21 protein-coding genes are annotated in these 18275 nt (G+C 46.1%); all 21 read right to left on the minus strand.

From position 1 onward, the window contains the following. Nucleotides 1–130: 130 nt before the first annotated feature. Nucleotides 131–994, minus strand: a complete 864-nt coding sequence (gene ylqF / locus AC58QM_RS18975) for a ribosome biogenesis GTPase YlqF (RefSeq protein WP_497286453.1) — start codon at nucleotides 992–994, stop codon at nucleotides 131–133. A gap of 11 nt (nucleotides 995–1005) precedes the next feature. Then, nucleotides 1006–1617: a signal peptidase I gene (gene lepB, locus AC58QM_RS18980; RefSeq protein ID WP_497286454.1), complete on the minus strand. Its 612-nt coding sequence runs from the start codon at nucleotides 1615–1617 to the stop codon at nucleotides 1006–1008. A 101-nt stretch (nucleotides 1618–1718) separates the two neighbouring features. Further along, nucleotides 1719–2060: a 50S ribosomal protein L19 gene (gene rplS, locus AC58QM_RS18985; RefSeq protein ID WP_028558249.1), complete on the minus strand. Its 342-nt coding sequence runs from the start codon at nucleotides 2058–2060 to the stop codon at nucleotides 1719–1721. A 162-nt stretch (nucleotides 2061–2222) separates the two neighbouring features. Beyond that, nucleotides 2223–2987, minus strand: a complete 765-nt coding sequence (trmD, locus tag AC58QM_RS18990) for a tRNA (guanosine(37)-N1)-methyltransferase TrmD (protein WP_497286455.1) — start codon at nucleotides 2985–2987, stop codon at nucleotides 2223–2225. Then, a complete protein-coding gene (gene rimM, locus AC58QM_RS18995; protein ID WP_497286456.1) occupies nucleotides 2984–3499 on the minus strand; it encodes a ribosome maturation factor RimM in 516 nt (171 codons plus the stop codon). Before rimM ends, trmD begins: the two co-directional genes overlap by 4 nt. An 82-nt stretch (nucleotides 3500–3581) precedes the next feature. Further along, complete coding sequence (locus AC58QM_RS19000; RefSeq protein ID WP_028558246.1) at nucleotides 3582–3812, minus strand: KH domain-containing protein; 231 nt, start codon at nucleotides 3810–3812, stop codon at nucleotides 3582–3584. 26 nt (nucleotides 3813–3838) lie between these two features. Beyond that, complete coding sequence (rpsP, locus tag AC58QM_RS19005) at nucleotides 3839–4111, minus strand: 30S ribosomal protein S16 (protein ID WP_028558245.1); 273 nt, start codon at nucleotides 4109–4111, stop codon at nucleotides 3839–3841. Between the two features lie 39 nt (nucleotides 4112–4150). Next, complete coding sequence (gene ffh / locus AC58QM_RS19010; RefSeq protein ID WP_171635759.1) at nucleotides 4151–5509, minus strand: signal recognition particle protein; 1359 nt, start codon at nucleotides 5507–5509, stop codon at nucleotides 4151–4153. Nucleotides 5510–5539: 30 nt separating this feature from the next. Next, entirely contained in the window at nucleotides 5540–5890 is a 351-nt protein-coding gene (locus AC58QM_RS19015; protein WP_056624847.1) for a putative DNA-binding protein, read from the minus strand. An 81-nt stretch (nucleotides 5891–5971) separates the two neighbouring features. Next, entirely contained in the window at nucleotides 5972–6961 is a 990-nt protein-coding gene (gene ftsY / locus AC58QM_RS19020; RefSeq protein WP_497286457.1) for a signal recognition particle-docking protein FtsY, read from the minus strand. 33 nt (nucleotides 6962–6994) lie between these two features. Beyond that, the gene (gene smc / locus AC58QM_RS19025; RefSeq protein WP_497286458.1) at nucleotides 6995–10570 is read right to left on the minus strand and encodes a chromosome segregation protein SMC; all 3576 of its coding nucleotides are present in this window, start codon (nucleotides 10568–10570) and stop codon (nucleotides 6995–6997) included. Between the two features lie 95 nt (nucleotides 10571–10665). Beyond that, a complete protein-coding gene (rnc, locus tag AC58QM_RS19030; protein WP_310500342.1) occupies nucleotides 10666–11367 on the minus strand; it encodes a ribonuclease III in 702 nt (233 codons plus the stop codon). 61 nt (nucleotides 11368–11428) lie between these two features. Continuing rightward, nucleotides 11429–12664: a beta-ketoacyl-ACP synthase II gene (gene fabF, locus AC58QM_RS19035; RefSeq protein ID WP_497286459.1), complete on the minus strand. Its 1236-nt coding sequence runs from the start codon at nucleotides 12662–12664 to the stop codon at nucleotides 11429–11431. A 92-nt stretch (nucleotides 12665–12756) separates the two neighbouring features. Further along, nucleotides 12757–12990: an acyl carrier protein gene (gene acpP / locus AC58QM_RS19040; protein WP_028558238.1), complete on the minus strand. Its 234-nt coding sequence runs from the start codon at nucleotides 12988–12990 to the stop codon at nucleotides 12757–12759. Between the two features lie 84 nt (nucleotides 12991–13074). Continuing rightward, nucleotides 13075–13815, minus strand: a complete 741-nt coding sequence (fabG, locus tag AC58QM_RS19045) for a 3-oxoacyl-[acyl-carrier-protein] reductase (RefSeq protein WP_310500344.1) — start codon at nucleotides 13813–13815, stop codon at nucleotides 13075–13077. Beyond that, entirely contained in the window at nucleotides 13802–14752 is a 951-nt protein-coding gene (gene fabD, locus AC58QM_RS19050) for an ACP S-malonyltransferase (RefSeq protein ID WP_497286460.1), read from the minus strand. Before fabD ends, fabG begins: the two co-directional genes overlap by 14 nt. Before the next feature lie 70 nt (nucleotides 14753–14822). Beyond that, complete coding sequence (locus AC58QM_RS19055; RefSeq protein ID WP_497286461.1) at nucleotides 14823–15809, minus strand: beta-ketoacyl-ACP synthase III; 987 nt, start codon at nucleotides 15807–15809, stop codon at nucleotides 14823–14825. Then, complete coding sequence (gene plsX / locus AC58QM_RS19060; protein WP_497286462.1) at nucleotides 15806–16810, minus strand: phosphate acyltransferase PlsX; 1005 nt, start codon at nucleotides 16808–16810, stop codon at nucleotides 15806–15808. The genes AC58QM_RS19055 and plsX overlap by 4 nt, the downstream gene beginning before the upstream one ends. Then, a complete protein-coding gene (gene fapR, locus AC58QM_RS19065; protein WP_497286463.1) occupies nucleotides 16794–17408 on the minus strand; it encodes a transcription factor FapR in 615 nt (204 codons plus the stop codon). Before fapR ends, plsX begins: the two co-directional genes overlap by 17 nt. A 118-nt stretch (nucleotides 17409–17526) precedes the next feature. Continuing rightward, on the minus strand, nucleotides 17527–17700 hold the full coding sequence (gene rpmF, locus AC58QM_RS19070; protein ID WP_056624823.1) for a 50S ribosomal protein L32: 174 nt from the start codon (nucleotides 17698–17700) through the stop codon (nucleotides 17527–17529). A 25-nt stretch (nucleotides 17701–17725) separates the two neighbouring features. Further along, the gene (locus tag AC58QM_RS19075; protein WP_497286464.1) at nucleotides 17726–18235 is read right to left on the minus strand and encodes a YceD family protein; all 510 of its coding nucleotides are present in this window, start codon (nucleotides 18233–18235) and stop codon (nucleotides 17726–17728) included. Nucleotides 18236–18275 lie beyond the last annotated feature (40 nt).

Below are 18275 nucleotides of genomic sequence, written 5' to 3' on the forward strand. Positions count from 1 at the left end.
TCTCCCCTTTTCCATTCCTTCATTATATAGGATCGACACTTCGTCAAGCCACACCCATTTATTTCTTCCTTTTTCTCCAAAAAAAAGAAAGACCCGAGGCTATGCCTCAGGTTCTTCCTGATTCTTCTTATTAAAATGGTCTTTCCAAGGAAATTCGGCCCATCTTACCTGCTCTGAGATCACGAATAATAATGAGGGAAGCTTTATCTAGATCAACCTTGCCCCCACTTACTATAGCACCGCGCTTACGCCCGATCGCCTCCATGACTTTAACCATTTCCTGAATATTATCCATATCTTCTGGCAGCTCCTGAACACCGAAGCGTTCTTGGATGCCAGCACCATAATGCTCAACCATATATTTAATGGTAAACAATGCCACATCATCTAAATGCAGAAGTTCTTCCTTGATGGCCCCTGTTGCAGCCAAACGCATGCCAACCATCTGGTCTTCGAATTTAGGCCACAATATCCCCGGCGTATCCAGCAGATCCATTTCAGTGCCAACCTTAATCCATTGCTGACCTTTGGTCACACCAGGTTTATCTCCCGTTGCAGCGATTTTCTTACCAGCCAACTGGTTGATCAAAGTAGATTTCCCTACGTTCGGAATTCCTACAATGAGCGCTCTGATCGCACGGGGATTAATCCCTTTGCGCAGCATGGTCTCAATTTTATGAGCCCAGAGCTGTTTCACTCGAGGCAAAATCTCCTTCACGTGCGTTCCGTTGGCAGCGTCTATCGGCAAGGCAGGCAATCCTTGATCTGCAAAGTACTTCACCCATTCAGCCGTTACTTGTGGATCAGCAAGATCATTCTTGTTTAGCAATACGAGACGTGGCTTGCCTTTCAAAATCTCATCAACCATCGGGTTCCGGCTGGATAGCGGGATGCGGGCATCCAAGAGCTCAATCACGACGTCAATCAGTTTTAACTTTTCTTCAATCTGTCTGCGAGCCTTGGTCATGTGACCGGGAAACCATTGAATGGTCATTTCTCTTCACCTCAAAAATGTATGAAACTAATTTTCTTCACCGGCCAGAAAATCACTTCTGCGCGGCCTACGATTTTATTGTAAGGTACGAAACCAACACTTTTCGTACGACTATCTTTGGAATTTGGCCGATTGTCACCCATGGCAAAAATCTCACCCTCAGGGACTTTCGTTTCAGGGAAATCCAGTAATGTATTATACGGATGTCCTTCTTTCACTGCTTGATCAATCGCTTCTTGGATATAAGGCTGAGCCAATTCTTCTCCGTTAATGTACACCTTGTCCCCTGTAACCTTCACGGTTTCTCCTGGGAGTGCAATAACACGCTTAATATAATCCTTGCCCTCAGGTGCATGGAATACGATGACTTCGCCACGCTTCGGATCACGAATATCGTACACAATTTTATTGACGATCAATCGCTCACCCGTAAAGAAATTCGGATGCATCGAATCTCCATCAACAATAAATGGGGAGAAGAGGAACCAACGAATAATAATAACAAGTACTCCTGCAATTACTAGCGCTTTAATCCATTCCCACGTTTCACTTTTTGTTTGCGCGGTCTTTGCTGGTTCAGCATTGATCGGCTGATTAGGTTGCATTTGATCGTTATGTTCCATCACTGACGGCCTCTCTTCCAGTTTTGGTATGATCTCTATTATGTCCTATTATGTACAGAAAAAATGAAAAGGAGACTTGACTGAACAAGCCCCCCATTTTACTATCGAATTTCTTTAATTCTTGCTGCTTTACCACGAAGACCACGCAGATAATAAAGTTTCGCACGACGAACTTTACCACGGCGAGCCACTTCAATCTTGTCAATCTTCGGAGAATGGAATGGGAAAGTTCTTTCCACACCCACACCGTAAGAAATTTTACGAACTGTAAACGTTTCGCTGATTCCACCGCCGTGGCGTTTAATAACAACACCTTCGAACAGCTGAATACGCTCACGTGTACCCTCGATAACTTTTACGTGTACTTTAAGTGTGTCTCCTGGACGGAAATTAGGAATATCCGTACGGAGTTGCTCTTTCGTAATCTCTTGAATAAGATTCATAGTTGACTCCCTCCTTCCACACAGGTGTTCATTCCGCTAATAGTTAGTAAATCTAAGTTGTTATGCGTAGAGGACCACCAGACTCGAACTGTTGAAAAAATCACAACAGAATATATAATATCATAGTCCCAGGATTAATTCAATAGAGAAGTTTCCGAGAACTTATTTCTCTTGTTCTTGCTTCTGCTGTTTCCATTCAGCAGCCCAGACCTTTTCCTCTTTGGATAAAACACGCCCCTCAAGCAAATCGGGACGGCGCTCCAACGTGCGGATGAGCGATTCTTTATTCCGCCATTTCTTCACATTGGCATGATGGCCTGACAATAGCATTTCAGGCACTTCCCATTCTCTGAACTTGGCAGGACGCGTATAGTGAGGATATTCCAGCAATCCCGTCGAGAAAGAATCTGTCACCGCGGACATTTCATTACCCAGCACACCAGGCAAAAGCCTCACTACGCTGTCTATAATGACCATAGCGGGCAATTCACCACCGGTTAGTACATAATCACCTACAGACAGCTCGTCCGTCACCAGGTACTGTCTAATCCGTTCATCATAACCCTCATAATGTCCGCAAATAAACACGAGATGTTCTTCACCGGCTAGTTCTTCCGCTTTCTTCTGGGTGAAGGTCTCCCCCTGTGGGCATAACAAGATGACCCGCGGCTTTACCGCTACTCCTTCAGCTGTCTGATGCGTTGTCAAATCTTCGACAGCTCCAAAGATCGGCTCCGGCTTCAACACCATGCCACCACCGCCACCGTAAGGGTAATCATCGACTGTATTATGCTTGTTCGTGGAATACTCTCGGAAATTAACCGTGCTCAGCGAAACAATTCCTTTATCACGCGCTTTCCCTAAAATACTAGAGGAAAACACACCTTCGAACATCTCTGGGAATAAGGTTAAGACATCAACTCTCATTCCAATAACCCTTCCATCAGATGAATCCGAATCGTCTTATTAGGAATATCCACATTCAAAATAACATCATCAATCACTGGAAGTAGCAATTGCTTACCTTTTGTCAAGGAAACAACCCAGACATCATTGGCTCCTGGCGTTAGTACTTCAGAGACGAGTCCTAATTCCTGTTCCTCTTCGGTAACGACTTTACAGCCGATGATTTCGTGGTAGTAATATTCTCCCTCTTCCAGCGGCTTTTGATCCTTAGCCTCAATTTTCAACAGGGAACCTTTAAATTTCTCAACATCATTAATATTCGAGAATTGACTGAACAAGACAATAAATACGTTCTTATGTAAGCGGGACGTTTTTACCGTCACCGGCGTTTGCTTATTTTGAGAGTCTACAATAATTAATGAATTTCCCACATCAAATCGTTCTGGAAAATCTGTTTCTGGCACGATTTTTAACTCTCCACGTATCCCGTGGCTATTTACGACTTTACCAACCGTCACTAATTTCTCCGTCATATGCGCTTGCCCAACCTCCACATTAAATTACCTTCTTTTCATATGCGAAAAAAGGCTAGGAATTGAATCCTAACCTCATTTCTTATGAAACGATTTCTACGGCTACCCGCTTCGTTTCTTTCACAGCTGCCGACGTGACAACTGTACGGAGCGATTTCGCAATCTTGCCTTGCTTGCCAATCACTTTACCGACATCGTCGGGATGAACAGAAAGCCTGTACTCGATCTTGTCCTCTTTCTCCACCACAGCGACACGTACCTCTTCCGGATGATCGACAAGAGCCTTAGCAATTACGGTGATAAGATCCTTCATGAACCCACCCTCCGAAAGATAACAGATTACTTCTGTAATTTCAGCTCGTGAAACTTAGTCATCAGACCTGCTTTTGAGAACAGGCTGCGAACTGTATCGGACGGTTGAGCGCCAGTTTGAAGCCATTTAAGCGCTTTTTCCTCATCAAGAACCACAGCTGCTGGTTCAGCAATTGGATTATAAGTACCGATTTCTTCGATAAAACGACCATCACGCGGGGAACGGGAATCCGAAACCACGACACGGTAGAAAGGAGCTTTATGAGCGCCTACACGTTTAAGACGAATACGTACTGCCATTGAAAAATCACCTCCTACTTAGAATAAACACACTTTTATTTAAAAGGGAAATTTAAATCCCTTGCCTAACTTCTTCATGCCTTTGGCACCTTTCGGCCCCATCATGCCTGAGAACTGCTTCATCATTTTGCGCATATCATCGAACTGCTTGATAAAACGATTGACTTCCTGAACCGTATTTCCGCTTCCCGCTGCAATCCGTTTGCGACGATTCGCATTCAGGAGCTCCGGTTTACGCTTCTCTTCGGTTGTCATGGACTTCACAATAGCTTCTACACGAGCCATTTGTTTCTCGTCAACCTTCATATCCTTCATACCTTTAATCTTGTTCGCACCAGGCAACATATCAAGAATTTGGTCAAGAGGCCCCATCTTCTTCACTTGCTCCATCTGCTCAATGAAATCCTCGAAGGTAAATTCGGCGTTGCGCATTTTGCGCTCCATCTCTTTCGCCTTATCCATATCGATACCAGCTTGCGCCTTCTCGATTAAAGAGAGCATATCGCCCATGCCAAGAATTCTTGATGCCATACGGTCAGGATAAAATGGCTCTAAAGCGTCCATTTTCTCACCGCTAGCTACGAACTTGATTGGACAACCTGTCACCGCTTTGACAGATAACGCAGCACCACCGCGCGTATCTCCATCTAATTTGGTTAACACGACGCCAGATAATTCAAGCTGCTGATGGAAGCTCTCTGCTACATTGACAGCATCTTGCCCCGTCATCGCATCGACGACTAACAAAATCTCATCTGGGCTCGTAGCTTCACGAACATTTTTGAGCTCGTCCATGAGGTTCTCATCAATGTGCAAGCGACCTGCTGTATCGATAATCACATAGTCATTGCCGTTATCCTTTGCGTGTTGAAGACCAGCTTTCGCAATTTCAACAGGATTCACTTTATCTCCTAAGGAGAAAACCGGTACTTTCAGCTGCTCACCAAGCACTTCCAACTGCTTAATCGCCGCGGGGCGATAAATATCACAGGCAACAAGAAGCGGTCTGTGATTCTGTTTCAATAACATTTTGGCTAATTTGCCTGAGGTCGTCGTTTTACCTGCCCCTTGCAATCCCGCCATCATAATAACCGTCGGTGGTCGATTGGAGCGCGCTAGCTTACTTTGTGTACCACCCATTAGGGCTGTAAGCTCTTTGTTCACGATATCGATAACAACCATGCCTGGCGTAAAAGATTTCAGAACTTCTTGTCCGATCGCTTGCTCTTTCACCTTCGCGATAAAATCTTTCACAACTTTAAAGTTAACGTCCGCTTCAAGCAGTGCCAATCTTACCTCGCGAAGCGCTTCGCCTACATCTTCTTCCGTCAGCTTACCTTTGCTTCTCAGCTTGCCGAACACATTCTGCAATCGGTTTGCTAATCCTTCAAATGCCATGCGCTTCACCTCCTGCTTCTAACTAAGGTTTCAATCCATCCCTACTATTGTATCAAAAAGCTCTGTCACTTTCCTCTTTAGCTCCGGATCACAATCACTCAATCCAACATCTAAATCTTGACGCAGCTTCATGCGTTGTTCGTGCTTATGTAACAGCTTTAACTTACTCTCATATTCCTGTAGTGTCAATTCCGCACGTTTGATATGCTCATAGACCGCTTGGCGGCTGATCGTGAAGTTCTCAGCAATCTCCCCGAGGGAGTAATCATCATGGAAGTACAGTTCAAGAAATGTTCGCTGCTTATCGGTCAACAATGCTTCATAGAAATCAAACAGCAGGTTAATGCGATTCGTTTTCTCCAACATAGGATCGACAGTCATAATCTACCTCCGTAAAGGTTGCACACTTGACACCAGCACAACAGAACCTATCATACTGAATTCCAAGATGATTGTCAAGCATTATACCTTGTCAGTCTGATCGCCTATCCATTTACCAAAAAGCGCATGGACAAACTGCTCGGAATCGAACGGTTGAAGATCATCCATTTTCTCACCAAGCCCAACAAATTTAACCGGTAGCGAGAGTTCTTGACGGATGGCGACGACGATTCCCCCCTTAGCTGTTCCATCCAATTTGGACAGTACCAAGCCTGTCAAACCTGTTTTATCACCAAAAAGCTTCGCTTGGCTAAGCGCGTTCTGTCCTGTTGTTGCATCTAGAACAAGAATGACCTCGTGGGGAGCATCTGGTACTTCGCGTTGAATAACACGATAGATCTTGTTAAGCTCCTCCATCAAATTCACTTTATTCTGCAAACGACCCGCTGTATCGCATAAAAGGATATCCACGTTGCGCGTTTTGGCAGCTTGCACAGCATCGTACATCACCGCGGCAGGATCTGCGCCAGATTGTTGCTTAATGACATCAACACCAACACGCTCTCCCCACGTTTCAAGTTGTTCAATGGCGCCAGCACGAAATGTATCACCAGCTGCCATTAGCACTTTTTTACCTTGAGATTTGAACATATGGGCCATTTTACCGATCGTCGTCGTCTTACCTACACCGTTAACACCAACGAACAGGATAACTGTCAAGCCATTGGGATTGATGTTAAGTCCGGCGTCTGCATCGCCTTTTAACAACTCAATCAGTTTTTCCGAAAGGATCGGTTGCAGCTCGGCTGGATCTTCAATTTTGCGTTTTTTAACCTCAGCACGAAGTTCATCAATTAATTTCAGAACCGTATTCACGCCAACGTCTGCGCCAATTAGAATTTCTTCCAGTTCTTCATAAAAATCTTCATCTATTTTCTTACGTCGGCTAAATAAATCATCAACACGGTTCACGAACGCATCGCGCGTTTTCGTTAAACCTTCCTTAAATTTATTGGTTACTGCCTCTGCTTTACCTGAAATACTTTCTTTCAATCGTTTAAAAAAGCTCATAGATCCTCCTGTATATATCCCCTATTTCTTTTCTTATGACGCCGTCATGGTAGCTTCCTCGTCTTCTAGTCGAACCGATACAAGCTTCGAAACGCCGCCTTCTTGCATGGTAACGCCATACAACACGTCGGCTTCTTCCATCGTCCCCTTACGGTGAGTCACCACAATAAACTGCGTCATTTCCGAGAACTCGCGTAAATACTCGGCAAATCGTGATACGTTAGCCTCGTCTAATGCGGCTTCTACCTCATCCAGTACGCAGAACGGCACTGGTTTCACGCGGATAATCGAGAACAACAACGCAATTGCTGTCAGCGCACGTTCACCACCTGAGAGCAATTGAAGATTTTGCAGCTTTTTGCCTGGTGGCTGTGCCACAATCTCAATGCCTGTGTCGAGCATGTTCTCAGGCTCAGACAGAATTAAATCTGCGCGCCCGCCCCCGAACAGCTTAGCAAAGACGACCCCGAAATGAGAGCGAATCGCATCGAACGTTGTTTTGAATCGCTTGGACATCTCCTGATCCATCTCACGAATAACCTGATATAACGTTGTCTTGGCTTCGATCAAGTCATCCTTTTGCGAGTTCAAGAACTCAAAGCGTTCCGATACACGCGCATACTCTTCAATCGCACCTAGGTTCACATCACCTAGCGAAGCAATCTCGCGTTTCAGCTCACGCACTTTACTTTGTGTGCCTTGAATATCTTCAGGCACTGGGTAGCGCATTTTGGCCAGCTCATAGCTAAGCTCATATTCTTCGGCAAGCTTTTTGAGCAGATTTTCAAGTTCTACATCAAGGCGCGTTACTCGCACCTCCGTCTGATGGAGATTCTCTTCCACTTGTTTCAGCTGAATACGCTGCGTACGCGTCTCATTTTCGCCGTGTTCGAGTTTTTGTAACCATTCTGTACGCTCTGCACGTTTGAAATCTATACTTTCGGTGCATTGCTGCTTCTTCAGCTTCAAATCATTTAACAGCTCGATCTGCCCTACAGTTTCTTGCTCAAGTGTTGCCATATCGCTTTCTAATTGGGTTAATAGACCGCGGTTGACTTCAATCTCACGTTCCACTTCACTCAGATCTTGCTGCAAGCGTCTTTGTTGATCCTGAAGGGACTGCTTCTCTTGTGAAGTTGAAGCTACCTTTACTTTCAAATCCGTCAATTGGCTTTGCAGCTCTTCTTTCTCGGATTCACTTGCTTTTCGAGAACTCTCGGCATCACGAATCGCTTGTTGCAGTGAAGCTTCCTCTTCTTGCAGCTGTGCGAGTGCGGCTTCACTTTCAACTTTTTTACGGCTAAATTCCGTTCGCTCTTCCAGCAGTGCTCCTCTGTCTTGGCTATCCAGCGTAAGCTGTTCTTCTACTGTACGACTTTCGGATTCCAACGGATTCAATTCCGCGCGAATTTGTTGCTCTGTGATACGCTGCTGCTCACCTAATTGTCGAAGCTGTTCAACCTTTAACATTTCATCGGTAATATCACGCTTCAAGGAGCTGGATTGGCTGCGTAAACCACTGAGTTGCCCCTCAGATGTTGCAATCTCAGCATCAAGCTCTTCGATTTGACGCTGACGACCTAACAAATTCGTTGACTTCTTCTGCAAGCTTCCGCCTGTCATTGAACCACCCGGGTTGACAACGTCACCTTCCAGTGTCACAACGCGATAGCGATATTGCGCTTTGGCAGCGATATGGTTAGCATCTTCTAGACTCTCAGCTACAACTACATTCCCTAGTAAACTGGAGAATATATTTGTATACGTCGAATCGAAAGAGACGAGGTCAACTGCAATCCCAACAAAGCCCTTCGACGATTTCAATGTCTGACTTTCATGATCAGAAATCGAACGTCCGCGAATAACATTCATCGGCAGGAAGGTAGCTCGTCCCATTTGGCGACGTTTCAAGAAAGCAATCGCTTCCCTACCGTCTGCCTCTGTCTCTACAACGATATTTTGGAGCGCACCGCCTAGCGCAGTCTCGATAGCTGTCTCGACGTTGGCAGGCACTTTAACAAGTTCAGCAACCGCACCGCGAATGCCTCGCAAGTCTTTGCGAGATTTCGCTTTAAGCACTTCCTTAACACCTTGCTGAAAGCCGTCGTAATCATTAGCCATTTCTTTCATTGTATCGCGGCGGGAAATTAATGCATCGAGCTTTTGCTCCCATTTTCGTACCATAGCTTGAGCTTCATCCAACAACCCTTGCTTACTCTTCAAGGCTTGAGTTAGTTGAACATATTCTTGTCGAGCTCGCTCTATCTCTCCTACCGTTTCTTCCAACTTGACTGAAAGCTCTTGTTTGCGACGCAAGATACTCTCACGTTGATCCGCCCACTTCTGACGCTCTTCATCGAGCCTGTCCAAACGACGTCCGATACTTTCGATTTGCTGCTCTGCGTATCGAATTTCATTGCGTGACTGTGCCATACGATTGAGCGTTTCCAGCAATTCACCCTTCAACTGATCCTCAGGAGAAGAACTGATACCTCCGCTTACCCCTTGTAAGCGCTGTTCTTCCGCTGTTAGCTTGGCTTGGAATTCGAATAATTGCGCGCCAATTTGAATAATTCTCTCACGCTGCTCGCTCAATTCCGCTTCTTTGTCTAATTTACGCTGCTCCTGCATCGCAATGGACGTAGCTAGCTGCTGGTGATTCGTCACGTAGTTCTTTTTCCGTTCCTTTAGAACCTCACCGTGACCCTCGCATTTCTCGAATTCTTCACTAAGACCAAGCAAACTTTCTTGGAGCGTTTCTAGTTCTTCTTCTAGTCTGCGCGTTTCCCAACGATGCTTTTCCAAATGGGCATCATGCTGATTAACAATCGTAGAGAGCTCCGTTTGCTCTTTGGTCAATTTCTCGAGCAGCTGCGTTGCGTCATTCCATGCGACATAGATCTGATCAATCTGATGCACATACATGGAGATTTCACTACTCTTGAGTGTTTCCTTCAGCTCTTTAAACCGAATCGCCTTCTCTGCCTGATCACGCAACGGTTCAACTTGATCCTCAAGTTCAGAGACTAAATCGTGGATCCGCAGCAAATTCTGCTCGGTATCATTCAATTTCTTTTCCGCTTCGCGCTTACGCGCTTTATATTTAACAATCCCCGAAGCTTCTTCAAAGATGCCTCGACGATCTTCGGATTTCGTACTTAGAATTTCCTCAATACGTCCTTGTCCAATAATCGAATACGCTTCTTTCCCGATACCCGTGTCCATGAACAACTCTGTGATATCCTTCAAGCGACAAGGTTGTTTGTTAATCAGATATTCACTATCGCCATTGCGATGTACTCTTCGCGTCACGGTAACTTCATTAAAATCCAAGGGAAGCGACTGTGATGAATTATCTAATGTTAACGAGACTTCACCATAATTCACAGCACGACGCGCATCACTACCCGCGAAAATAACATCTTCCATTTTACCGCCACGCAAAGACTTCGCGCTTTGTTCCCCTAACACCCAACGGATTCCGTCCGAGATATTACTCTTCCCACTTCCGTTAGGACCTACAACCGCGGTAATGCCTCGCACAAATTCGAGTTCCGTCCGGTCCGCGAATGATTTAAACCCGGATAATTCGATCCGTTTCAAAAACATGGTCTCACCTCAGAAATTATTGTAACATATCGCCTATGAAAATAAGAGAAAAATACAAAAAAGGCAGCAGGAGCTGCCTCTTCTGGTTTTTTCCACTATCGTTGTACAGTTACGTTTAACTTGGACAGTGCGCCAGCAGCAGCCTGCTGTTCCGCCTCTTTCTTAGAACGACCAGCACCGGTTCCCAGAAGCTCGCTCTCCATATGCACTTCAGCAACGAACTCGCGCTCATGTGCGGGGCCCCGTTCATTCACAATCCGGTATTCCAACGAACCCATATTATGATGTTGGGTATGCTCTTGCAATTGCGTCTTGTAATCAATCACAAGCAGCTTGCCTTCACTGGATATTTTGGCGAATACATGCTTCTGAAGAAACGCTTTAACGGTATCCAAACCTTGGTCTAGATATAGCGCACCAACGAAGGATTCGAACACATCTGCCAGCAATGCCGGCCGTGATCGCCCTCCTGTTAGCTCTTCCCCTTTACCTAGTAAGACAAACGCACCGAAATCCAAATCTTCGGCAAATGTTACGAGCGAAGGCTCGCAGACAATGGATGCCCTTAGCTTCGTCAATTCACCCTCTGAACGCCCAGGATAAGATTCATATAAAAATTCCGAAACTGTTAATTCAAGCACGGCATCTCCAAGAAACTCAAGTCGTTCATTGTCTTTATGTCCAGCGATTCGGTGTTCATTCACATAAGAGGAATGCGTGAAAGCCTGCTTCAGCAGCTCCGACTTCCGAAATGAGACGCCTATCTGCTTCTGTAAATCTTTAATATCACGGTTCACGCCTATACTTCACCACCCGGAGAGAATGATATTCCGTTATCTTTCGTCGCAGGCATGGTAATTATGCTTGAAATTTTTTCATGATGATCGTGGCATTATGACCACCGAACCCGAAGGAGTTCGACATCGCAATACCAACGTCCGCTTCACGCGCTTTGTTTGGTACATAATCCAAATCGCACTCAGGATCTTGATTGTCCAAGTTGATTGTTGGTGCAATTAGGCTGTTCGCGATTGTTAATCCACAAATAACAGCTTCCACACCGCCAGCAGCGCCGAGCAAATGACCCGTCATGGACTTCGTTGAGCTAACAGCAACTTTATACGCATGCTCGCCTAACGCTTTCTTGATCGCAATCGTTTCTGATTTATCGCCAACAGGTGTTGAAGTACCATGCGCATTAATGTACGAAATTGCATCTGGTGCAATACCTGCATCCTTGATTGCTTTCACCATACAACGTGCAGCACCATCTGGATCTGGATCTGTCATATGATACGCATCACCGCTCATACCATAGCCGATTACCTCAGCATAGATACGTGCGCCACGCTTCTGAGCATGCTCCAGTGACTCCAGAATGAGCACGCCTGCACCTTCACCCATTACAAAGCCATCGCGACCTGTATCAAATGGACGACTTGCCAAATGCGGCTCTTCATTGCGCGTTGACATCGCACGTAATGCGCAGAAGCCAGCTACACCGATCGGCGTAATCGTCGCTTCAGCTCCACCACAAATCATAACGTCTGCATCGCCACGTTGAATCATTTTGAAAGAGTCACCAATGGAATGTGTGCCTGTCGCACAAGCTGTTACAGCTGTTGAGTTTGGCCCTTTTGCTCCTGTGACCATTGATACATGACCAGATGCCATGTTCGCAATCATCATTGGAATGAAGAAAGGTGAAACCCGTTTAGGACCTTTCTCTAGCAAAATGCGATGCTGCTCTTCCCATGTGTTCAATCCGCCAATACCTGATCCTACGGATACGCCAACACGTTCTGGGTCAGCATCTTCCTTCACGTTCAGGTTCGCATCCTTAAGCGCATTGAGGGCGCCTGCAACTGCGAATTGAACAAAACGGTCCATTCGACGGGATTCTTTGCGATCCACATATTCTTCAATGTTGAAATCCTTGATTTCAGCGGCAATCCGTGTTGGGTATTCGCTTACATCAAAATTCTCAATCATACCTACGCCAGATTTACCAGAAGTCAGGTTCCCCCAGAATGTTTCTAAGTCTTGACCAAGGGCAGTAACTACGCCCATACCTGTAATTACAACTCTGTTCATTTGTACCACCTTCTATGTAGTCATTCATTTTTTATTATTGCCAGGAATGGAGAGAAGTCCCGTCTTTATTAGAAACGGGACTCTGTAGACTATTACGTATGAGATTTTATGTAATTCGTAACTTCTCCTACTGTCGTAATCTTCTCAGCATCTTCATCTGAAATTTCTAAATCGAACTCATCTTCTAATTCCATTACTAATTCAACTACATCGAGAGAATCAGCACCTAGGTCTTCTTTGAAAGATGCTTCGAGGGTGACTTCAGCTTCATCAACCCCTAGACGATCGACTACAATTCGTTTAACACGATCCAATACGTCGGACATCCGGTTCACCTCCTCATTTGGTATTATACGAGAATCTTTAACAGATTGCCAGTAGACAATTTGAGATTCTCATTTTCTAGAAACTTACATGTACATTCCGCCATCTACATGGAGCGTTTGCCCTGTCATGTAGGAGGCATCGTCAGAAGCCAAGAAGCGAACAACCTTCGCAATTTCCTCTGGCTGCCCAAGGCGCTCCAGCGGGATTTGCTTCAGCATGTGTTCACGCATCTCAGCAGACAATTTGTCTGTCATATCGGTTTCAATAAAGCCTGGCGCAACAGCATTCACGGTAATGCCACGCGAGGATAGCTCTCTCGCAGTCGCTTTCGTTAAGCCGATTACACCTGCTTTTGCTGCTACATAGTTAGCTTGACCCGGGTTACCGAGCACACCAACTACAGAAGATATATTGATAATTCGACCGAAACGCTGCTTCATCATCGGACGCGTGACCGCTTTGACACAGTTGAACACGCCTTTGAGATTTGTAGCGATTACTTGATCGAATTCTTCTTCTTTCATTCGCATGATTAAATTGTCTCTTGTTATGCCCGCATTATTCACGAGAATATCAATTTTGCCAAAAACTTCTAGCGTTTGCTTTACAAGATCGTCAGATTCTTGATAACTGCTCACATCGGCACGCAATTTAATCGCTTTACGACCCATCGCTTCAATTGCAGCTACAACTTCACTAGCAGCGGCTTCGCTACCAGCGTAGTTCACCACAACATCCGCACCGTGTTCAGCCAAATGCAAAGCAATCGCACGCCCAATACCACGTGATGCACCAGTAACTAATGCTACTTTACCCGTTAACATGCGTGTGTACCTCCTGCGTATACTTTTCCAATGCTTCAAGGCTGCCAATCGACACGGTTTTCACCGTTTTGTCGACCTTCTTGATCAAGCCGGCAAGCACCGTTCCTGAGCCAAGCTCAATGAACGTGTCTACACCTTCGCTGATCAGGTACGAGATCGTGTCTTCCCATAATACAGGGGAATACACCTGCTCCACCAGCAAGCCGCGAATATCGCTCGGCTGGGTCACAGGACGAGCCGTAACGTTGGCGACAACGGGCACGGCTGCATCCTTCATCTCGATGGACGCGAGCACCTCTGCGAGGCGCTCCGAAGCTGGCTTCATGAGGGAGGAGTGAAACGGCCCGCTCACCTCAAGCGGAATGGCACGCTTCGCGCCAGCTTCCTTGCAGCGTTCGACAACCGCTGCAACGCCTTCCTTACTGCCCGACACGACAATCTGTCCCGGGCAGTTCACATTGGCGAGCTCCACGACGGAGCCGCCGCTTGTAATTGCCGTGCAAAGCTCCGTCAGCGCTGCGCGCTCGGCTCCCAGCACGGCTGCCATGGCACCCAGGCCGCCTGGGACGGCCTGTTCCATGAACTCGCCGCGGGCCCGCACGGTGCGGACCGCGTCTTCAAACGCGAGCACGCCGGCTGCGACGAGCGCGCTGTACTCGCCCAGACTATGTCCTGCGACATAGTCTGGCGTGATGCCAGCAGCCTTGAACGCCTCCAGACAAGCGATGCTTGTCGTGAGCAGCGCGGGCTGCGTGTGGTACGTGATCTTCAGTTGGTCCTCTGGACCTTCGAAGATCAGATCAGACAAAGAGAAACCTAGCGCTTCATTCGCGCGGTCGAAATAGTCTTGGGCAGCAGGCAAAGCGTTGTATAGGTCTTGTCCCATACCAACGGATTGAGAGCCTTGGCCCGGAAATACAAATGCTATTTTACCCATACGAGAAAAGGATCCCCTTCCACGATATATTCAGTCATTTTTTCACATTAAAATAAGTTCATCTAGCTACTTACCAAACTAAAGCTGTTGCACCCCAAGTGAGTCCGCCGCCAAAGCCTACTAAGATAAGTCGGTCACCTTCGTTTAATCTACCTTGCTCAGACGCTTCTGCTAAGGCAACCGGTATGGAGGCAGCTGACATGTTACCATACTTGTCCAAGTTAATCATACATTTGTCTTCAGACAATTCCAAGCGGTTCAATGAGGATTGAATAATACGCATGTTGGCTTGGTGTGGGACGAGCAGATCGATATCTGTTTTCTCCCAACCCGCTTTACGCAAAGCTTCATCCGCAGCATTCCCCATAATGCGAACTGCAAACTTGAAGACCTCAGCACCCGCCATGTAGATGTAGTGTAAACGCTGGTCTAATGAGTTCTGTGATGCTGGGTTACGGGAACCGCCGCCTTCAATTTTTAGAAGAGGACCTCCAGTACCATCAGCGCCTAGTTCAAAGGATTTGAAGCCTCGTTCCTCAGGCACTTCCCCAATCACAACAGCTCCAGCGCCGTCTCCAAATAAAATGCAGGTATTGCGGTCTGTGTAATCGGTAATTTTGGACAAGCAATCTGCGCCAATAACAAGTGCGTATTTATATGTACCAGTGGCAATGAAATTAGCGGCGTTCGCTAGCCCATAGACAAAGCCTGAGCACGCTGCTGACAAGTCAAACGCTGCTGCCTTCTTAGCTCCCAGTTTCTCTTGAAGGATACATGCCGTAGACGGAAATGACATATCTGGTGTAATGGTCGCAACGATGATTAAATCGAGTTGATCTGCTGTAATCCCTGCATTCGACAAAGCCACCAAAGAAGCTTCATAGCACAGATCAGACGTAGCTTGTCCTTCTGCCGCGATTCTTCTCTCACGTATGCCTGTCCGAGATACTATCCACTCATCGTTCGTTTCAACCATTGTTTCTAGTTCTTGATTCGTTAAAATACGCTCTGGTACATATTTACCCGTTCCGAGTACCCCAACTGGTATTAAGTTCATGTTGTTATATCTCGCTTCCCGCGGCTAATTTCGGCAGATATGGTGCCGACCAAATCATTTTGTAACGCAATTCTTGCTTGACGAACGGCATTCTTAATGGCATTTGCATCTGAGGAACCATGACTTTTTAGTACTAGTCCATCAATACCCAAGAACGGTGCCGCGCCATGTTCATTATAGTCCAGCTTCTTGCGGAATTGCGTCAACCCTGGCTTCAACACGGCTGCTGCAAGCTTCGAGAAGATGGATTTCGTGAATTCTTCTTTTAACGCTGAGAAAATGGCGGACGCAGCGCCCTCCAATGATTTTAACATAATATTTCCAGCAAAGCCGTCGCATACGATCACATCGCATTTTGCACGAAGCACCTGTGAAGACTCTACATTACCAACAAAATGAATCGGGGCTTGTTCCATTAAAGGATATGCTGTTTTGGTTAATTCATTCCCTTTGGTCGATTCGGTCCCTACATTCAACAAACCTACGCGAGGCTTGGCTACACCGTGTACTTTGGAACGATAAATGCTGCCCATAATCGCATATTGAATCAATTGTTCTGGGGTTGCATCCATGTTTGCTCCTAAGTCTAATGCGAGCACACCATGGCCATCCATTGTAGGAATCATAGGTGCTAATGCTGGACGTTCAATTCCTGGAATTCTTCCTACTATGAGCAGACCTGTCGTCATCAGCGCCCCCGTATTGCCTGCAGAAATCATGGCTTCGGCTTCTTTCTCCCGAACCAAACGTCCTGCGACAACCATGGAAGCATCCTTCTTCCGACGTACTGCTTTAACGGGCTCATCCTCGGCTTCAATGACTTCTTCCGCATGATGGATCGTTAGGTTATCCGGCCTCTCTGTGAGGTGAGCTTCTATCGCGGTACGGTTCCCGACTAGAATGATATGTACGTCCTTCCACTCTTTGGCCGCTGCGAGAGCACCCTCAACTACGATCTTAGGCGCATGATCTCCACCCATTGCATCAATCGCGATCCGCATGGAGCTTGTCCTCCCTATCTAGATGTTGCTCTTTCTTCGAATGAAAGATGACAAAGTTGCCTCGAAACACGGTCTCTTCACCCACATATGTGAACACCTCTACGCGTGCTTTCCCTTTGGAAACAGATCGCACATAAGCTTTGGCGACACACTTCTCTCCCAGCTTCACTGATCGCACGAATTTGATATCCGCCGAAGCTGTTAAAGCGATCGGATCGTCGATGACAGCAACTGCCAATGAGTTCGCTTGTGAGAATATGTGATGACCTCGGGCAATCTTGGTTCTGGAAAAAATATGATCTTCTTTAATTTCAAAAATCGATATACCGCTCTGATCCAGCTGTAAATCTATGACTTCCCCAATGACTTCATCAATGGGAAGTGAACGCACAGGATCATACGTTTTGACGGCCATATGCTTCATGCGTTCCCGCAGTTCAGGAATACCGAGCTCTAATCGATCCAAGCGGACAGTTTGGATACTGACCCCAAACGTTCGCATCAATTCCTCATCCGTCATAAAAGGGTTCGCTTCAATGGCTTGCAGCAGCTGCTGCTGCCTTTGTCGTTTTGGAAGGCGTTCGATGGTAAGCACCACCTTATCTCGTGAGATCTCATCTTATTACCAGATACTAAACTGTAGTATATTAAATTTAGAACCAAAAAGAAAGCAAAAAAAATAGCACCTCACCTAGGATGAAGTACTATGCCTTTTATTATGCTTTTACGATCTCTCTGCTTTTGTATGTCCCGCAAGATTTACAAACGTGATGCGCAAGTTTAAGCTCAGCACATTGTTCACATTTCACCATGCCTGGAACTTCCAATTTGAAGTGCGTACGGCGCTTGTCGCGACGAGTTTTGGACGTTCTTCGTTGAGGTACTGCCATTTCAAAACACCTCCTTATTCGAATTTCATTCTTTGTTAAAAAAGTCCGCGAGACCTGCAAGTCTAGGATCTATTTTCTCCGTCTTACAGCCGCAATCCTGTTCATTCCGGTTCTCTCCACACACTGGACAGAGACCTTTGCACGCGTCGTCACATAATGGTATGTACGGTAAACCGACCACTACATTCTCTACAACGTAAGGCTCCAAATCGACTTTATCCCCAACCACCAGATGAATATCCTCGTCAAGCTCAGGATCTTCTTCTTCCGGCTTTTGCATGAAAACTTCCTTAAAAGGAAGCTTAATTGTTTGGTTCGTGTGCGTTAAGCATCGGGAACAGCTTAACTCCAAGTCTAGCGTTAACGTACCGTTAACTTTAACTACTCCTTCTTCATACTTTGCATGAAGATTTGCATGAACAGGTCCGTGGTTTAATATGTCTTGACGACCCTCAAAAGGTTCTGTCAAATTCATAATTTCACTCATGGGTACCGATTGTCCTTGCAGAGATAGCTCTCTAAATCGAATTTGCATGATATCACCCCAAACAAACAAAGATTATTATATCCATTAT

This window comes from Paenibacillus sp. J22P165, assembly GCF_059692015.1.